This window comes from Bradyrhizobium sp. SRS-191 (assembly GCF_024586915.1).
Taxonomy (GTDB): domain Bacteria; phylum Pseudomonadota; class Alphaproteobacteria; order Rhizobiales; family Xanthobacteraceae; genus Bradyrhizobium.
The window spans coordinates 638228-653947 of record NZ_JANBVS010000001.1 but is presented as its reverse complement, the minus strand read 5'-3'; the positions used below and the strand labels follow the sequence as shown (position 1 = coordinate 653947).

At 65.2% G+C, this 15720-nt stretch carries 14 protein-coding genes; 11 read left to right on the top strand and 3 right to left on the bottom strand.

The window, feature by feature from the left end:
- Window positions 1–2 precede the first annotated feature (2 nt).
- Window positions 3–1508, bottom strand: coding sequence for a sugar ABC transporter ATP-binding protein (locus tag NLR35_RS03105; protein ID WP_257165073.1), 1506 nt, complete (start codon window positions 1506–1508; stop codon window positions 3–5).
- Window positions 1509–1519: 11 nt separating this feature from the next.
- On the bottom strand, window positions 1520–2554 hold the full coding sequence (locus tag NLR35_RS03100) for a sugar ABC transporter substrate-binding protein (protein ID WP_257165072.1): 1035 nt from the start codon (window positions 2552–2554) through the stop codon (window positions 1520–1522).
- A 288-nt stretch (window positions 2555–2842) separates the two neighbouring features.
- Here NLR35_RS03100 and NLR35_RS03095 point away from each other — a divergent pair, with 288 nt between their 5' ends.
- The 10 genes from NLR35_RS03095 to NLR35_RS03050 all read left to right on the top strand — a co-directional run bounded on the left by NLR35_RS03095 (window position 2843) and on the right by NLR35_RS03050 (window position 13570).
- Window positions 2843–3616, top strand: coding sequence for a metallophosphoesterase (locus NLR35_RS03095; protein WP_257165235.1), 774 nt, complete (start codon window positions 2843–2845; stop codon window positions 3614–3616).
- Between the two features lie 326 nt (window positions 3617–3942).
- On the top strand, window positions 3943–4515 hold the full coding sequence (locus NLR35_RS34240) for a DUF2946 family protein (RefSeq protein ID WP_306577204.1): 573 nt from the start codon (window positions 3943–3945) through the stop codon (window positions 4513–4515).
- A 131-nt stretch (window positions 4516–4646) separates the two neighbouring features.
- Window positions 4647–5153, top strand: coding sequence for a copper chaperone PCu(A)C (locus NLR35_RS03085; RefSeq protein ID WP_257165071.1), 507 nt, complete (start codon window positions 4647–4649; stop codon window positions 5151–5153).
- Window positions 5154–5260: 107 nt separating this feature from the next.
- Entirely contained in the window at window positions 5261–5704 is a 444-nt protein-coding gene (locus NLR35_RS03080; protein WP_257165070.1) for a DUF2946 family protein, read from the top strand.
- A 94-nt stretch (window positions 5705–5798) separates the two neighbouring features.
- Window positions 5799–8198, top strand: coding sequence for a TonB-dependent receptor domain-containing protein (locus NLR35_RS03075; RefSeq protein WP_257165069.1), 2400 nt, complete (start codon window positions 5799–5801; stop codon window positions 8196–8198).
- A gap of 8 nt (window positions 8199–8206) precedes the next feature.
- Entirely contained in the window at window positions 8207–9433 is a 1227-nt protein-coding gene (locus NLR35_RS03070) for a sialidase family protein (RefSeq protein WP_257165068.1), read from the top strand.
- A complete protein-coding gene (locus NLR35_RS03065) occupies window positions 9430–9945 on the top strand; it encodes a TlpA disulfide reductase family protein (RefSeq protein ID WP_257165067.1) in 516 nt (171 codons plus the stop codon). The genes NLR35_RS03070 and NLR35_RS03065 overlap by 4 nt, the downstream gene beginning before the upstream one ends.
- A 208-nt stretch (window positions 9946–10153) precedes the next feature.
- Window positions 10154–11485, top strand: coding sequence for a proline--tRNA ligase (gene proS / locus NLR35_RS03060; protein ID WP_257165066.1), 1332 nt, complete (start codon window positions 10154–10156; stop codon window positions 11483–11485).
- Window positions 11486–11580: 95 nt separating this feature from the next.
- Window positions 11581–12861, top strand: coding sequence for a lipoprotein-releasing ABC transporter permease subunit (locus NLR35_RS03055; RefSeq protein WP_006611122.1), 1281 nt, complete (start codon window positions 11581–11583; stop codon window positions 12859–12861).
- Between the two features lie 7 nt (window positions 12862–12868).
- Window positions 12869–13570 carry an ABC transporter ATP-binding protein gene (locus NLR35_RS03050; RefSeq protein ID WP_257165065.1) on the top strand — a complete coding sequence of 234 codons (702 nt, stop codon included), beginning with the start codon at window positions 12869–12871 and terminating at the stop codon, window positions 13568–13570.
- A gap of 12 nt (window positions 13571–13582) precedes the next feature.
- Here NLR35_RS03050 and NLR35_RS03045 read toward each other — a convergent pair whose 3' ends face one another.
- A complete protein-coding gene (locus NLR35_RS03045; RefSeq protein WP_257165064.1) occupies window positions 13583–14662 on the bottom strand; it encodes a zinc-binding alcohol dehydrogenase family protein in 1080 nt (359 codons plus the stop codon).
- Between the two features lie 127 nt (window positions 14663–14789).
- On the opposite strand from NLR35_RS03045, the gene NLR35_RS03040 reads away from it, so the two are divergent.
- The gene (locus NLR35_RS03040) at window positions 14790–15560 is read left to right on the top strand and encodes a helix-turn-helix transcriptional regulator (protein ID WP_257165233.1); all 771 of its coding nucleotides are present in this window, start codon (window positions 14790–14792) and stop codon (window positions 15558–15560) included.
- Window positions 15561–15720: the final 160 nt, after the last annotated feature.

Below are 15720 nucleotides of genomic sequence, written 5' to 3'. Positions count from 1 at the left end.
CCTTACGCCGCCTCGAGCAGACGGTCTTTGCTGATGGTTTCGCCGGCGAACTCGCGCACGACCTCGCCGCGCTTGAGCACGATGACGCGGTCGGCCAATGACAGCACGGTCTCCGGCTCGGTCGACAGCACGATCACGGCGATGCCCTGGTCACGCAGCTGTCGCACGATCTGAATGACGTCGCTCTTGGCGCCGACATCCATGCCGCGGGTCGGCTCACACAGTACCAGCAGCCGCGGCGGATGGCTGAGCCATTTCGCCAGCGCCACCTTCTGCTGGTTGCCGCCGGAGAGCAGGCCGAGCTCGATCTCGACATCGGCGGGACGGATCTGCAGCTGCTCGACCTGGCGCTGCGCCAGCGTGCGTTCGCGCGCGGGCTTCAGCAGCAGCGCATTGATGCGATCGAGAATGCTGATCGAGACGTTCTTGTAGACCGGCTCCTGCAGGAACAGCATGTCGCGCCGGCTTTCCGGCACGAAGGCGATGCCGGCGCGGCGCGCATCGGCCGTGCTCTTGAAGCGGTTGCGCTCACCGGACACACGCAGCTCGCCCGCGTCCGGCGCGAGCTTGCCGAACAGGATGCGTGCCAGCTCGAGCTGGCCGCAGCCCATGAAGCCGTAGACGCCGAGCACCTCGCCGGCGTGGACGGAGAACGAGACACTCTTGAGATTGCGCGCCAGCGACAGGCCGTCGGCTTCGACCACGATCGGCTTGTCGACGGGAGGTGCGGGCAGGGTGATGTCGTGGGTGTAGCTGTCCTCCAGCGCATCCCGCCCCTTGCCGATCATGGCCTCGATCAGCGCCGCCTTGCTGGTGTCGGCGGCACGCGTCTCCATGATCTTGCGGCCGTTGCGGAACACGGTGACCTCGTCGGAGATCAGCAGGATGTCCTCGATGAAGTGCGAGATGAAGATGATCCCGGTGCCTTGCTCGCGCAGTCTGCGCAAGGCGGCGAACAGCCGCTCGACCTCGGGCGGCGAGAGCGCCGAGGTCGGCTCGTCCAGGATGATGATGCGCGCGCCCGAGAACAGCACGCGCGCGATCTCGATCAGCTGCTGCACGCCGATCGGCAGGTCGCCGAGCCGGCTCATCGGATCGGCGTCGATGCCGAGGCGCTTGAGCTGTTCGGCGGCCTCGCGCGCCATGCGGCGCCATTGCACGAGGCCGAGCGCATTGGTCGGCTGATTGCCGAGGAACACGTTCTCGGCCACCGTGAGGTCAGGCGCGACACTGAGCTCCTGATGCACCATGGCGATGCCGGCCGCGCGGGCATCCCGCGCGGAGTTGAAATGAACCTCGCGGCCGTCGAGCAGGAAACGGCCGGAGAACCCGGTGTGCACGCCGGCGATGATCTTCATCAGCGTGCTCTTGCCGGCGCCGTTCTCCCCGACGAGACCATGGATCTCGCCGGGGCGAAGCGTGAAATCGACGCCGCGCAACGCGGTGACGCCGCCGAACGACTTGGTGATGTCCTGCAGTTGCAGAAGTGGTGGGCGGCTGTCCAGCATGGGAGGCGACTTCAGATCAGGAAGTGATCCTCCATCCATTGCATGCCCGGAGCATTGGCCTTGGTCACGACCGGACCGTCGGTGATGACCTGCTTCGGGATGCCCTGGCCGCTCTTCTCGCCGGCCGTCACGGCCGCGACGCCGGCAACGATCGCGCCGCCATGGATGCGGCAGGACGGATTGCGCACGGTCGCGAACATGCGGCCATCGCTGACGGCCTGGATCGCCGGCGGCATGGCGTCGACGCCGCCGATCAGGATGTTGGTGCGATTGCGCGCCTTCATGATGTTGTAGGCGGCGAGCGCCATGTCGTCATTGTGGAAGAACGCCGCATCGATCTGCGGATACTTCGTCAGATAAGTCTCCCACAGGCGGGCGGCCTTCGACACGTCCCAATCGGCCGGCTGCGTATCGAGCACCTCGATGTTCGGGAACTGCTTGATGACCGAGTTGAAGCCCTTGGCACGGCCCTGCGCGCCGGTGTGGCCGAGCGCGCCCTGCGTCATGATGATCTTGCCCTTGCCGCCCATCGCGGTCGCGAGCGCCTGCGTCACCGACGCGCCCATGAACTCATTGTCGGGGGCGAGGAAGGAGTGGACGTTGATCTGATCGAGCGGCGCGATCAGCGTGTCCATGTCGATGACGGGAATGCCGGCGTCGATCATCTTCTGCACCGGCTGCGTCAGGGTGCCGATGCCGAATGCCTGGATCGCGACGAAATCCCACTTCTGCGAGGCCATGTTGTCGATCGCGGCGCGCTGCTTGACCGCATCGAGCTGGCCGTCGAACCAGGTCACCTCGACATTGAGCAGCTTGCCCCACCATTCCGCTGCCTGCTTGCCCTGGGCGCACCAGGTCGCCTGCAGGCCGGCATTGGAGAACGCCGCCTTCAGCGGTTTTTCAGAGCGGCCCATCTCGGCGGCCATCGCCGGATTGATGCCGAATCCGGCGAGCAGTGCCGCCGCAGAGCCCGCGGCGGTCGCCGCCTGGAGAATATCGCGCCGGTTCTTGAAGGTCTTCTTGGACGTTTCGTCAGTGCCGGACATGCCGTGCTCCCTGTCCCATTGTTGTCTGGCGGCGTCATTGGTCGCGCCGCCAAGATCTGCACTGTTTCACAACCCCGTTGAACACGCTACAGCCGGATGTTGTGCGCTGCATCGAGCTGATGTCGCGGCGCACGCGCGCTGTCAGAAAACCGTGATGCGTCCATGCTACCCGGCGCGTGAGATCTTCTCGCGCATGCATTTGCCGGAGACGCGGTTTTGACGACGACGCGCATCGCCGTGATCGGCGACATCCATCACGGACAGGATACGCAGACGAAGCGCGGATCGATGGCGCTGCCGCTGCTGGAGCGATTTGTCGCAGAGATCAACGCTGCAGGCGTCGATGCGGTGATCGATCTCGGCGACCGGATTTCGGATGAGGACCCCGAACGAGACCGCCTGCTTCAGAGCGACGTCGCGATGTGTTTTGCGACCGTCGCGGTGGCGCACCATCACCTCAGCGGCAATCATGATGTCGCTTGTCTGACGCTCGCCGATAACGAAGCCATCTTCGATCTGCCGAGCCAGTCGCGTACGCTGATCATCGGCGATCTCCGATGCGTGTTCTGGCAGCCCGATGTCCGTCTTACCCGCGCGCGCGGCCTGCATCTTTCCGATGGCGATCTCGATGGACTCGCGGACCTGCTCGGGCAGGATGAGCGGCCGACGTTGCTCGTCAGCCACGTGCCGCTGTCGGGGCACGCGCAGACTGGCAACTACTATTTCGAAGCCAATCCGGGGCATGCGACCTATGCCGAAATTGCCGAGATCCGGAAGGTCATCGCCGACGCGCCGTGTCCGGTCGTCGCGCTGGCCGGTCACGTGCATTGGAATACGCTGACCACCGTCGACGGCACGCCGCACATCACGCTGCAATCGCTGACCGAGACCTTCATCTCCGGCGAGCCGGCCGAATCGTTCGGCGTGCTGGAGGTCGAGGACGACGAACTGCGCTGGAGGGTGCTGGGCCGAGAACCGGTGTCGGTCGCGCTGCCGTGGCGGAAGGCGAAATCTCGCTGGCGTGCGCCGTTGCCGACATTCACGGCACTTGAGGCAACCTGAAGAGGCCCAAGTGACCGTTCAGGCAGCGTTCATACGGATGCGCATACGTTGTTTTGGTGAGGATATGCCCGCTCAAAAAAATAGAGCAGGGCAGCGGGCCCTGCTCGGAAATTGTGTCGACCCTTTGATATCCCGCAAGTTCAGATTTGATCTTGTTAAGCGGGGTGACGCTGCTTTTGCGCGCCAGGGCTCCTCCCGAGACTTGGACCACCAGACTTCCGCAAGCGTTAGCCTGAGGCCCAAATTCGTAGACGATCTTTTTGCGTTTGTCATCCTTTTCGGCAACGATTGTTCAAATTTCGCGCACTTCATGAAATGAACGATAAGTGCTTGCAATTGGCGGGTTTTATTTTCGCTTTTTCCCGCCTTTGGTGTTGAGATACCTCAAACGCGAGCCGCTTGGCGGCGCCGATTTCGGCGCTCGGCGTTGTTCTTCATCAACGACCCCGCGGCCAAATGTGCTGACTGTGCTCCTGGTGACCTCGACTCGGGGCGTGCGCTCGGGCACAACAGATCAGTTCATTTGGCGAGCATTCATGCGGCAGCGGCTGCAAGCTTTTCTTCCGATCATGCTGATCGCACTGATGGTGCAGATTCTGGCGCCGATCGGGCTCGCCTGGACGGCTGCGGCTGCCGCATCCGATCCGCTTGGTGACGTCGAGATCTGCCACAGCCAGCCGGGTTCCCAGCCTGCCGATGAGTCGCGGGGCAAGCCCGGCCATGAGGCCTGCGCACTGTGCTGCGCGGCGCAGCCTGCAGCGCTGGACAGTCCGAATCAGACAGTCGTCGACGTTGCTCAACGTGCAGCGCTCGACGTGATCTGGCGCGCCCCGGCGCCCGCAGCTTCGAGCGCGCGTGCCGGCTCCCACGCGCAAGCCAGAGCCCCGCCAGCGGTGTGATCCGCTGGCCGCTTCCCGCGGCTATCGTCTTCACGACATACAGATCGTCTGCTTGGCCTTCGCGGTCGGCAGACACGCGCCAACGGCTGAGGCCGGCGCATTGTGACGACCATCGAACAAGGATGATGGACATGACGTTCTTCGGACGCTCTCTGCTTGCACTTGCTCTTCTGCTGCCCACCGCACCCGGCGTTTTCGCCGCTGATATCAAGGCGGGCGATCTCGTCATCGCGCAGCCGTGGAGCCGCGCCACCCCTGGCGGCGCCAAGACAGGTGCCGGCTATCTGACGATCGAGAACAAGGGCGCCGCACCGGATCGTCTGGTGGCCGCGTCCGCCGACGTCGCCGGCAAGGTCGAGGTCCACGAGATGGCGGTGACCAACGGCGTCATGACGATGCGGCCGCTCGACAAGGGTCTCATCATCGAGCCCGGCAAGACCGTCGCACTCGCGCCCGGCGGCTATCATCTGATGATGATGGACCTGAAGAGTCCGCTGAAGCAGGGCGACAAGCTGCCGCTCACGCTCGAGTTCGAAAAGGCCGGCAAGGTGGCGGTGACGCTCGACGTGCAGGGCGTTGGCGCAAAGGGCCCCGGCGGCGAGGGCGGCAGCATGATGAAGCACGAGCACAAGATGTAGCACATCGCTCTGGAGCAGGGGCCTTCGATGGACCACCGGGTCTGCCATTTGCGTCGTCTCACAGGTTCGCTCGCCGGCCTGCGATCCGGCGCGCGCGGAGGCGTCCCATGACTGCTTGGCGCGCGATGACAACCCGGTTGCGCAAGGGAGCGTGCCGCGAACGCGGCAGCGCCCGGCGCCGCTGGACTGCGCGCCTTCTGCCGCTCGCGCTGCTGGCCCTTCTCATACAGGTGCTGGCGCCGGTCGCGGCGTCCGCGATCACGGCCGCAACCATCGCGACCGTCGATCTGCTCGGCGAGGCCGTGATCTGTCACGCCGAACCAGATGCTCCGCCGTCCGACCACGGCGGCGAGCGCAGCGATTGTGGCCTCGACTGCGTCATGTGCTGCGTGCTGCATGCCGCAAGCGCGCTCGATGCTCCGCCTGTTCCCATGCACGCGGCACCGCCGCGCGGATGGACGCGGGTCGCATGGGCCGGACGCGAGTTCGGCCTCATCCATCTCCTTGCCGTCTCTCAAGCCCAGCCACGCGGGCCTCCCTTCCTCTCCTGATGACAGACGTCGTCATCGGCGCCGCCTCGGCCGCGCTGATGATTTTTGTGATCAGCAAGACCGGCCCTGGGAGCCGGCAAGGGGAAGATCAAACATGTTTCGTCGTCACGCCCTCGGGGGCGCAAGCGTGATCGCCATGCAGCTCATGCTGGTGCAGTCGGTCACGATCGCGCATGCGCAACCCGAGCAGGAATTGCCGTCCGTCACCGTCGATGCGCCGCGCGCGGCCGCACAGAGAACCACCCGCAAGCCGGCCGCGCAGCAGGCTGCACGCGCCACGAGCCGTGCGCCGAGGCCGGCCGGCGGATCCGTTACCGCCGCGTCCGGCCAGGGAAGTGGCGCGTCCGGCCAAGCCGACAGCGCGGTCGCCGCGCGCGATCAGCTCAGCCAGGCGCCGGCCGGCCAGACCGCAACCACAATCGACCGCAGCCTCTATGCCGACCGGCCTGCGTTCACGGTGAGCGACATCCTGCGTGAAAGTCCTGGCGTCTCGCTCAAGCAGGGCAACGGCCCGCGCGACCTCGGCATCTCGATCCGCGGCTCCAACGCCCGCAACGGCTTCGGCATCCGCAACATCGCGCTGTTCGAGGACGGCTTTCCGGTGACGCAGCCGGACGGATTGTCGCGCAGCGACCTGATCGATCCCCATGCCTATGGCGCGGTCGATGTGATCCGCGGACCGTCCTCCGCGCTCTACGGCAACTACGCGACCGGCGGGGCGATCAATTTCCGGACCCGGCCGGGCGGCAGCATCGACGGTGCGGAGATCGGCAGCGAAGGCGGCAGCTTCGGCTATCTCAGCAACTATCTGGCCTACGGCAAGAAGGTCGGCAACTTCGAGGGCTCGCTGTTCACCAGCGACGTGCGCGGCGACGGCTATCTCGGCAACAGCTGGTTCAACACCCAGACGGTGAACTTCCTCGGCACGTTGAAGGTCACGCCGGACGACCGCTTCACCGTCAAGATCATCAACAACGAGCTTTCGACGCGGTTGCCGGTCCGGTACACGCTGGGCAACTACTATCTAAACCCCTATCAGCAGGGCTGCACCAGCGGGACGTCGTTTGTGGCCGGCTGCCAGACCGTCGGCCTCAACAAGAACGGCTTCAATACGCAGGGTGGCGTCGACCCGGAGACTGCGCTCCAGGCCGGCCTCGGCCGCAACGACCGCCGCACCATCGTCGGCGGACGCTGGGAACATGATTTCGACAACAATACGACCTGGCGCAACCAGTTCGTGTTCGACGATCGCAACATCAGCCAGCCGACGGGATCGACCAGCGCGATCGGCGACTATCCGTCCTACAACTACATGAGCGACATCACCAGGCGCGGTGAGATCTTCGGACTGGAGTCGACCGCATTCTTCGGCGCCTTCTACAATACGCTCACAGCATCCGGGGATACGCGCTTCGTCGTGCCCGGCGGCAACGCGGCGCTCGGACGTCTTTCGGGCAACACGTGGAGCGAGACGACCAACTATGGCTTGCGGGCGCGCGAGGAGCTCAAACTGACGGCGGCGCTGACAGCGGTGGCCGGGCTGGGTTGGGAGCGCACGCATCTGCGCGGCGTGAACACGGCCTATACGTATACGGGAACGGCACCCACCACCTCGGTGGGGATCACGACGGCAGACCGGCAGTTCGACAATCTCGCCCCCGAGCTGGCGCTGCTCTACAAGGTGAACAGCGACTGGCTGCTGCGTGCCCGCGTCGCCACCGGCTACGGGACACCGCAGGCGTCGAACCTGTTCGTGCTGCCGACCGGCGCCTTCGGCAACAACACCCAGCTGAAGTCGCAGACCAATCTCGGCTATGATATCGGCTTCGACTGGACGCCCAACCGGGCGGTGACCGTGAGCGTGACGGGCTTCTACGAGTTCTTCCGCAACGAGATCGTCACCCAGGCCGTGACGGGACCGCTCAATTCGTCGTACACCTTCAACGCGCCGCGTTCGGAGCACAAGGGCGTTGAGCTTGCGGCTGACTGGCGCTTCCTGCCGGGCTGGCGGTTCACGGCCGCCTACACCTATCTGGACCAAGTCTACACCGAATATACCGAGAACCTCGTGGGCGGCTCGACGCTGTACAGCTTCAACCGCGCCGGCAACAAGATCCCCGGCATCTCGCCGAACGAGCTGACGGCGCGGATCGGCTACGATCACGACAGCGGGAGATTGGCCGGGCTCGGCGCCTTCGTCGAGGTCCAGTGGAAGGATTCCTTCTATATGGACAACGCGAACCTGCAGAAGGCGCCCGGCTACGAGCTGGTCAATCTGAACGTCCACTACAAGACCGAGCTGGCTTCGGAGACATTCAAGTCGCTGAACGTCTTCTTCGAGGTCCGAAATGTATTCGACCGCACCTACATCGCTTCAGCGAACAACGTGCAGAATGCCATGAATTCGGGCGTGCAGATCGTGGCGGCCACCGGGACGATCTATGCCGGTTCACCGCGCGCCTTCATGGCAGGCATGAAGGTGGCATTCCGATGAGGATCGACATGACAAGGACGTCGCGGCTTCGAAGCGGACTTGCTGGACTTGCCATCGCGTTCCTTAGTCCGCTCACTGCGCAAGCCCAGATGGCGCACCAGCACGGCTCGGAGGCCGCCTGCGAGGGCACCGAGCTCAGATGCGCGACCAAGGTGACGCCGTTCTTTGCGGCAGACGGCAAGCTCTGGCTCGCCTGGATGGCCGGCGGGCGCGTATCCGTCGCGAACTCGACCGACGGCGGCAAGACGTACTCCGCGCCCGTGCCGGTCACCGAGCAGCAGCTCAATCTGGACTGGGGCCCTGATGCCCGGCCGAAGCTGGTGGTCGACAGCAAGGGCACGGTCGCGGTGGCGTTCTCGATCTTCCGCGACCAGGCCTTCAACGGGCAGGTGCTCACGACGCGCTCCAGCGATGGCGGGCAGAGCTTTGCGCCGGTTCGTCCGATCACCGCCAGCAATGAGAGCCAGCGCTTCGAGGCGATGGCGCTCGACCAGGACGGGACGGTGTTCGTCGCCTGGCTCGACAAACGCAACCGGGTGCCGGCGAAGGCCGCGGGGCGCAGCTATGAGGGCGCTGGGCTGTTCTTCTCGTCGTCGCGCGACGGCGGCGCCACCTACGCCGAGGCGACTCTCGCTCAGGACAATACCTGCGAATGTTGCCGGCTCGGCCTTGCCTTCGCAGGGCCGGGACGGCCGGTCGTGGTGTTCCGCAACATCTATGAGGGCAGCGTCCGCGACCACGCGGTGGTCACGTTCAGCGATCTCACGACGCCCGGCGAGGTCACTCGCGTCAGCTCCGACGACTGGCAGATCAAGGCCTGCCCGCATCAAGGGCCGAGCCTGACCGTGGCGCCCACCGGCACCTACCACGTGACCTGGTTCACCGGCGGCAAGGTTCGCAAGGGGCTGTTCTATGCGCAGTCGCGCGACGGGGGACGGACGTTCTCCGAGCCCATGGCGCTCGGCCAGGCCGATCGCAATCCGACGCGGCCCTATGTGCTGGCGACGCAAGACGTCACGACGCTGGTCTGGAAGGAGTTCGATGGCGAGCGGACCACCGTCATGGCCATCCAGTCCAAGGATGACGGCGCGACCTGGTCGAAGCCGCGCGCCATTGCCAGCACCGACAACGCCTCGGACCATCCACTGCTGGTCGCCAACGGCCGGCAGGTGTTCCTGTCGTGGATGACCAAATCGGACGGCTATCGGTTGCAGGCGATCGGAGACGAGTCATGAAACGCGAAATCTTGAAACGCAAGATCTCGGCCGCTGTTGCCCTCTGCGGGCTTCTCGCGCTGACCGCCTCCAGCATGGCGGCGCCGCAATCCTTGAAGCCGTTCGAACGCGGCACCTGGCGCGAGGTGCTGCGCGCCCACGCCGGACGGCCGACCCTGATCCATTTCTGGGGCGTCACCTGCGGGCCCTGCAAGATCGAGCTGCCGCAACTCGGCAAGTTCATGGCGGATCATCCCGAGATCGATGTGGTCACTGTGAGCGCCGACCTCGTGCCCAACCTGACCACCGCAACCCAGGCCATGCTGGACAAGGCCGGCCTGGCCGCCGCCGAGAACTTCATCTTCGGCGACGGCTTCGTCGAGCGGCTGCGGTTCGAGATCGACCCGTCCTGGCAGGGCGACATTCCGCGCACGATGCTCGTGACCCCGGACGGTGCGATCGAGACCATCGAGGGCAGCGCCGAGATCAGTGATCTCGGTCGTTGGTCCGCCAAGCAGCCGCGTCAGCAATAGGCCGCGGGCAGGCGGATGGGACGCCTGCGCACGCGGCTTCGATGACGGCAGGGAGATGGCGGCGGGGCTCAACCTCCGCCTCAGCTCAACCAGTAAAATGATCGGGAATACGGTGGCTTAGCCGCTTTTTCTCAAACCCAGTCTTGTGTTTTGCCGCCCGATCCGGTTTGACTGCGCCAGCCCGAACCGAATCTTGAAGGCCTAACCCATGCGTCTGTCGCGGTTTTTCCTGCCGATCTTGAAAGAAAACCCGAAGGAAGCCGAGATCGTCTCGCACCGGTTGATGCTGCGCGCCGGCATGCTGCGGCAGGAGGCGGCCGGCATCTATGCCTGGCTGCCGCTGGGCTTCAAGGTCCTGAAGAAGATCGAGCAGATCGTGCGCGAGGAGCAGAACCGCGCCGGCGCGCTCGAATTGCTGATGCCGACCCTGCAGCTCGCCGACCTCTGGCGCGAGAGCGGCCGCTACGACGCCTATGGTCCGGAGATGCTGCGCATCAGCGATCGCCACAAGCGTGAGTTGCTGTACGGGCCGACCAACGAGGAAATGATCACGGAGATCTTCCGTGCCTACGTGAAGTCCTACCGTAACCTGCCGCTCAATCTCTATCATATTCAATGGAAATTCCGCGACGAGCAGCGTCCGCGCTTCGGCGTGATGCGCGGCCGCGAATTCCTGATGAAGGACGCCTATTCGTTCGATCTCGACGAGGCCGGCGCGCGGCGTGCCTACAACAAGATGTTCGTGGCTTACTTGCGGACCTTCGCGCGGATGGGCCTGAAGGGCATCCCGATGCGCGCCGAGACCGGCCCGATCGGCGGCGATCTCAGCCACGAGTTCATCGTGCTCGCCGAGACCGGCGAGTCCGGCGTCTATTGCGACCGCAACGTCCTCGATCTGCCGATCCCGCCGGCGTCCGTCGATTATGACGGCGACCTGACGCCGATCATCAAGGAGTGGACCTCGTTGTACGCCGCGACCGAGGACGTCCACGACGGCGCGCGCTTCGAAGCGGAGGTGCCGGCGGAGCGGCGCGTCCACACCCGCGGCATCGAGGTCGGCCAGATCTTCTATTTCGGCACCAAATATTCCGAGCCGATGAAGGCGCTGGTCGCCGGCCCCGACGGGGCGGAAGTCACCGTCCATGGCGGCTCCTATGGCGTCGGCGTGTCGCGTCTCGCGGGCGCGATCATCGAGGCCTGCCACGATGATGCCGGCATCAAATGGCCGGAGGAGGTGGCGCCGTTCCGCGCCGTGATCCTGAATCTGAAGCAGGGCGGTTCCGACACCGACGCGGCCTGCGAGCAGCTCTATCGCGATCTCCTGGCCAAGGGCGTCGACGTGCTCTACGACGACACCGAGCAGCGCGCCGGCGGCAAGTTCGCCACGGCCGACCTGATCGGCATTCCCTGGCAGATCATGGTTGGCCCCAAGAGCCTGGCTGAAGGCAAGGTCGAGGTGAAGACCCGCAGCGACGGCGCGCGGCAGATGATGTCGCCGGCCGACGTCGTGGCGAGGCTCGGCGGACCAGTGGCCGGCTGAGCGGTTCGTTCGATCATCGGATTATCCACCGGGGCAGCCCGGTCCCTTCTGGCCAATCCGGCCACAATCGGCCCGAATCATGGGATGATCGCGCAATGGATGAAGCCATGACCGAACCCGTGCAGACCGCGCCTTTCGCCCCCTTCGAGTGGATGCTCTCGGGTCGCTATCTGCGCGCCCGGCGCCGCGAGGGGTTCATCTCGGTGATCGCTGGGTTCTCTTTCCTCGGCATCATGCTCGGCGTCGCGACCCTGATCATCGTGATGGCCGTCATGAACGGCTTCCGCAAGGAGCTGCTCGACAAGATCCTCGGCCTCAACGGCCACTTGCTGGTCCAGCCCCTGGAATCGCCGCTGACCGACTGGAAGGACGTCTCCGAGCGCATCTCGCAGGTCCAGGGCATCCGGCTGGCGGCCCCCGTGGTCGACGGCCAGGGCCTGGGATCCTCGCCGTTCAACGCCTCCGGCGTCTTCATCCGTGGCATCCGCTCGCAGGATCTCGTGAACCTGACCTCGATTGCCAAGAACATCAAGCAGGGCACGCTCGAGGGATTTGACGAGGGGCAGGGCGTGGCGATCGGCCGGCGCCTCGCCGATCAGCTCTCCTTGCATGCCGGCGACAGCATCACGCTGGTCGCTCCCAAGGGAGCCGTGACGCCGATGGGGACCACGCCGCGGATCAAGCCCTACAAGGTCGCGGCGGTGTTCGAGATCGGCATGTCCGAATATGACTCAAGCTTCGTGTTCATGCCGCTGGCCGAAGCGCAGGCCTATTTCAACCGCAACAACGACGTCACCGCGATCGAGATCTTCACCAGCAACCCCGACAAGGTCGAGCAGTTTCGGAAGACGGTGACCGAGGCGGCCGGCCGTCCCATCTTTCTCGTCGACTGGCGCCAGCGCAACTCGACCTTCTTCAACGCGCTCCAGGTCGAGCGCAACGTGATGTTCCTGATCCTCACGCTGATCGTGCTGGTCGCGGCGCTGAACATCGTCTCGGGCCTGATCATGCTGGTCAAGGACAAGGGCCAGGACATCGCCGTGCTCCGAACGATGGGTGCCTCGCAGGGCGCGATCATGCGGATCTTCCTCATCACCGGCGCCTCGATCGGCGTGGTCGGCACGCTGACCGGGTTCATCGTCGGCCTCTTGATCTGCATGAACATCGAGACCATCCGGCTGTTCCTGTCCTGGCTGACCAACACCGAACTGTTCGATCCGACGCTCTACTTCCTGTCGAAGCTGCCGGCCGAGATCGATGCCGGCGAGACGACGGCGGTGGTCATCATGGCCCTGACCCTGTCTTTCCTGGCCACGCTCTATCCCTCCTGGCGCGCCGCCCGATTAGACCCGGTCGAAGCGCTTCGCTACGAGTGAGACGCTGATGGAAGAGCAGGGGGCAGAGGATGTACCGGTCGTTTATCTCCACGAGATCAAACGGCGGTATATGCAGGGCGAGCAGCAGCTGACGATTCTCGACGGCGCCAAGCTCGCGCTGTGGGCCGGGCAATCGGTGGCGCTGGTGGCGCCCTCGGGGTCGGGCAAGTCGACATTGCTGCACATCGCGGGTCTCCTCGAGAGCCCGGATGAAGGCGAGGTCTATATGAGCGGCGTGCCGACCTCGCAGCTGACCGACATCGAGCGCACCCAGATGCGCCGCACCGACATTGGCTTCGTCTACCAGTCGCACCGCCTGCTGCCGGAGTTCACGGCGCTGGAGAACGTGATGCTGCCGCAGATGATCCGTGGCCTGAAGCGCTCCGAGACGGTGAAGCGGGCGACCGAGATCCTGGCCTATCTCGGCCTCGGCGAGCGCATCAAGCATCGTCCGGCCGAACTGTCGGGCGGCGAGCAGCAGCGTGTCGCCATCGCGCGCGCCGTCGCCAATGCGCCGCGCGCGCTGCTGGCGGACGAGCCGACCGGCAATCTCGATCCCGGCACGGCCGATCACGTCTTCCACGCCCTGATGCAGCTCACCAAGGCGACGCGGGTCGCGATGCTGATCGCAACCCACAACATGGAGCTGGCCGGCCGCATGGACCGGCGTGTCTCCATCGTCGGCGGCAAGGTCGTCGAGATGGATTGAGGCCCGCCCCGGTCAGGGGCTGATCACCGTCATCTTGAACGGCTGATTATTCGCCGCGGCGTGGGCGACGGCCTGATTGGCGTGATCGAGGTCGAAACAGGTCGGCTCGAACTGCTTGAGATCGAGCAGTCCGCCCCTGATCAGCCCGACCATCTTCACTGCCGCGGTCGGCGGACACATCCAGACGCCGTAAATGGTGATGCACTCGCGCATGATCCAGGGATAAGGCAGCTCGAGACCGGGGCCGCCCAGCATGCCGACGCCGCCCATCAGCGCGACGCGACCATAAGGACGCACGGTCATGACCGCGGACCTGACGACATCCGTCGTCACCGAGGGCGGCATGATGTCGAGCACACAGTCGATCGGGCCGGGCGCGGCGCGCTTCATTCGCTCGGTGTCATCGCTTTCGCTGCCCGACAGCCTGACCGGATGGACGCGGGCGCCGAACCGGCGCTTGAGCTCGGCCAACATGATCTCGTTGCGGCCGGGCGCCACCACCGCCGCGGCGCCCATCGCAAGCGCCACCGCGACCGCAGCGCTGCCGAACCGGCCTGTGGCGCCGCTGACCAGCACGGTCTCGCCCGGCTGCAGCTGGGCCGCCAGAAAGCCGCCATAGGGCACCAGCAGGGTGCCGAGCGCGCACCACCGCGCGGCGTCATCCGGATCGATCATACCGATCGGCTTGGCGTTCTCCGTCGGCAGCCGCATCCGTTGCGCGAACGAGCCGTGCCGGAAATACTGCTGAAGCTTGAGCCCACCCGGTCCGCGCGCGCTCAGGCCCTGCAGGGTGATATCCGGCGCAAGTGCATTGTCCCGTGAGCGCACCGTCGGATCGCAGAACACCCAGTCGCCGATCGCAAGATGCGTCGCATCGGGGCCGACAGCGCTGACCCTGCCGACGCCGCTCGTTCCCGGAATGACCGGGAGCTCCAGCAGGTAGTTTCGTTCGCCGCTGAACACCTCATTCGCATAGGACAACACGCCGGCCGCGACGATGTCGACGATGACCTCGCCGGTGCCGAGCACGGGGTCCTCGACCTGCTCGATCTCCAGTGGCGATCCAAAACGGTTCAGCACGGCAGCTTTCATGATCGTTCTCCTTCAGCGCGTAGCGCCGGTTGAGGTTGCCGGGCTATGCTGCGCGCAGGAAGGCCTGGTATTATCCTGGGATTGGCCGGGCCCAGCCTGGAACCTCGCCGTCGACAGGACTGCCATCATGAGCGATCCAAGACATGAAGCGCTCGGAAACTTCCTGCGCTCACGGCGCGAGAAGCTGACGCCGCAGGCGGTCGGGCTCGCGGCCGGCCGGCGGCGTCGCACGTCGGGGCTGCGGCGCGAGGAAGTGGCCGAACTCGCCGGCATCGGCGTCGACTGGTACATCCGGCTCGAGCAGGGCCGTGCGGTGAAGCCGTCGTCATCGACGGTCGACGCGCTGGCGCGCGCGCTGCGGCTCAGCCGAACGGAGCATGCTCATCTCAAGGCGCTGGTGCGAGGACCCGCGCGCAAACCGTTCGTGCGCGAGACGGTGCCGGCCGGACTTCGCGAACTCGTGCAAAGCCTGAATCAGCCGGCCTACATCTCAGGGCAACGATGGGACGTGCTGGCCTGGAACGATCAGGCCGACGAGATCTTCGGCTTCTCACAACTCGCCGATGACGACCGCAACACGCTGCTGCTCATGCTGTGCACGCCCGGCGTCCGCCGGCTGTTCGGCACGCAGTGGAAGGAGCTGGCCCGGCGCATGGTCGCGCAGTTTCGCGCGACCTATGATCTGTGGGCCGGTAATCCCGCTTTCGCGGATCTGCTCGCGCGGCTGCGACATGGCAGTCGCGAGTTCGATGAGTTGTGGGCGGCTCACGACATCAATCCTCTGTCGGCAGGCGAGAAGCTGCTCGATCATCCGAAGAAGGGGCGCGTGAGATTGCGGTACGCGACATTTCAGGCCAACGATGACCCGGCGCTGAAGCTTGCGATCTACTACGCGTGAGCGCGTGCTTCTTCCGTGCCGGAGGGCGCGATCGCTGACATTGTCCACGCATCGCTGGTTGAATTGAATGGGCACCATACATTCGTCGGCTTTGCGTATGATGATGCCAAGCATTCGCAATGTCAGTCGTGCTGCCTCGAAGAATTCACGACTGAGTCGC

Excerpts from the sequence above, each read along its gene's own strand:
- NLR35_RS03050 (WP_257165065.1), top strand. The coding sequence starts at position 12,869 with ATGGAAGAGCAGGGGGCAGAGGATGTACCGGTCGTTTATCTCCACGAG.
- proS (WP_257165066.1), top strand. The coding sequence starts at position 10,154 with ATGCGTCTGTCGCGGTTTTTCCTGCCGATCTTGAAAGAAAACCCGAAG.
- NLR35_RS03105 (WP_257165073.1), bottom strand. The coding sequence starts at position 1,508 with ATGCTGGACAGCCGCCCACCACTTCTGCAACTGCAGGACATCACCAAG.
- NLR35_RS03075 (WP_257165069.1), top strand. The coding sequence starts at position 5,799 with ATGTTTCGTCGTCACGCCCTCGGGGGCGCAAGCGTGATCGCCATGCAG.
- NLR35_RS03055 (WP_006611122.1), top strand. The coding sequence starts at position 11,581 with ATGGATGAAGCCATGACCGAACCCGTGCAGACCGCGCCTTTCGCCCCC.
- NLR35_RS03085 (WP_257165071.1), top strand. The coding sequence starts at position 4,647 with ATGACGTTCTTCGGACGCTCTCTGCTTGCACTTGCTCTTCTGCTGCCC.
- NLR35_RS03080 (WP_257165070.1), top strand. The coding sequence starts at position 5,261 with ATGACTGCTTGGCGCGCGATGACAACCCGGTTGCGCAAGGGAGCGTGC.
- NLR35_RS03095 (WP_257165235.1), top strand. The coding sequence starts at position 2,843 with ATGGCGCTGCCGCTGCTGGAGCGATTTGTCGCAGAGATCAACGCTGCA.
- NLR35_RS03070 (WP_257165068.1), top strand. The coding sequence starts at position 8,207 with ATGACAAGGACGTCGCGGCTTCGAAGCGGACTTGCTGGACTTGCCATC.
- NLR35_RS03045 (WP_257165064.1), bottom strand. The coding sequence starts at position 14,662 with ATGAAAGCTGCCGTGCTGAACCGTTTTGGATCGCCACTGGAGATCGAG.
- NLR35_RS03040 (WP_257165233.1), top strand. The coding sequence starts at position 14,790 with ATGAGCGATCCAAGACATGAAGCGCTCGGAAACTTCCTGCGCTCACGG.
- NLR35_RS03100 (WP_257165072.1), bottom strand. The coding sequence starts at position 2,554 with ATGTCCGGCACTGACGAAACGTCCAAGAAGACCTTCAAGAACCGGCGC.
- NLR35_RS03065 (WP_257165067.1), top strand. The coding sequence starts at position 9,430 with ATGAAACGCGAAATCTTGAAACGCAAGATCTCGGCCGCTGTTGCCCTC.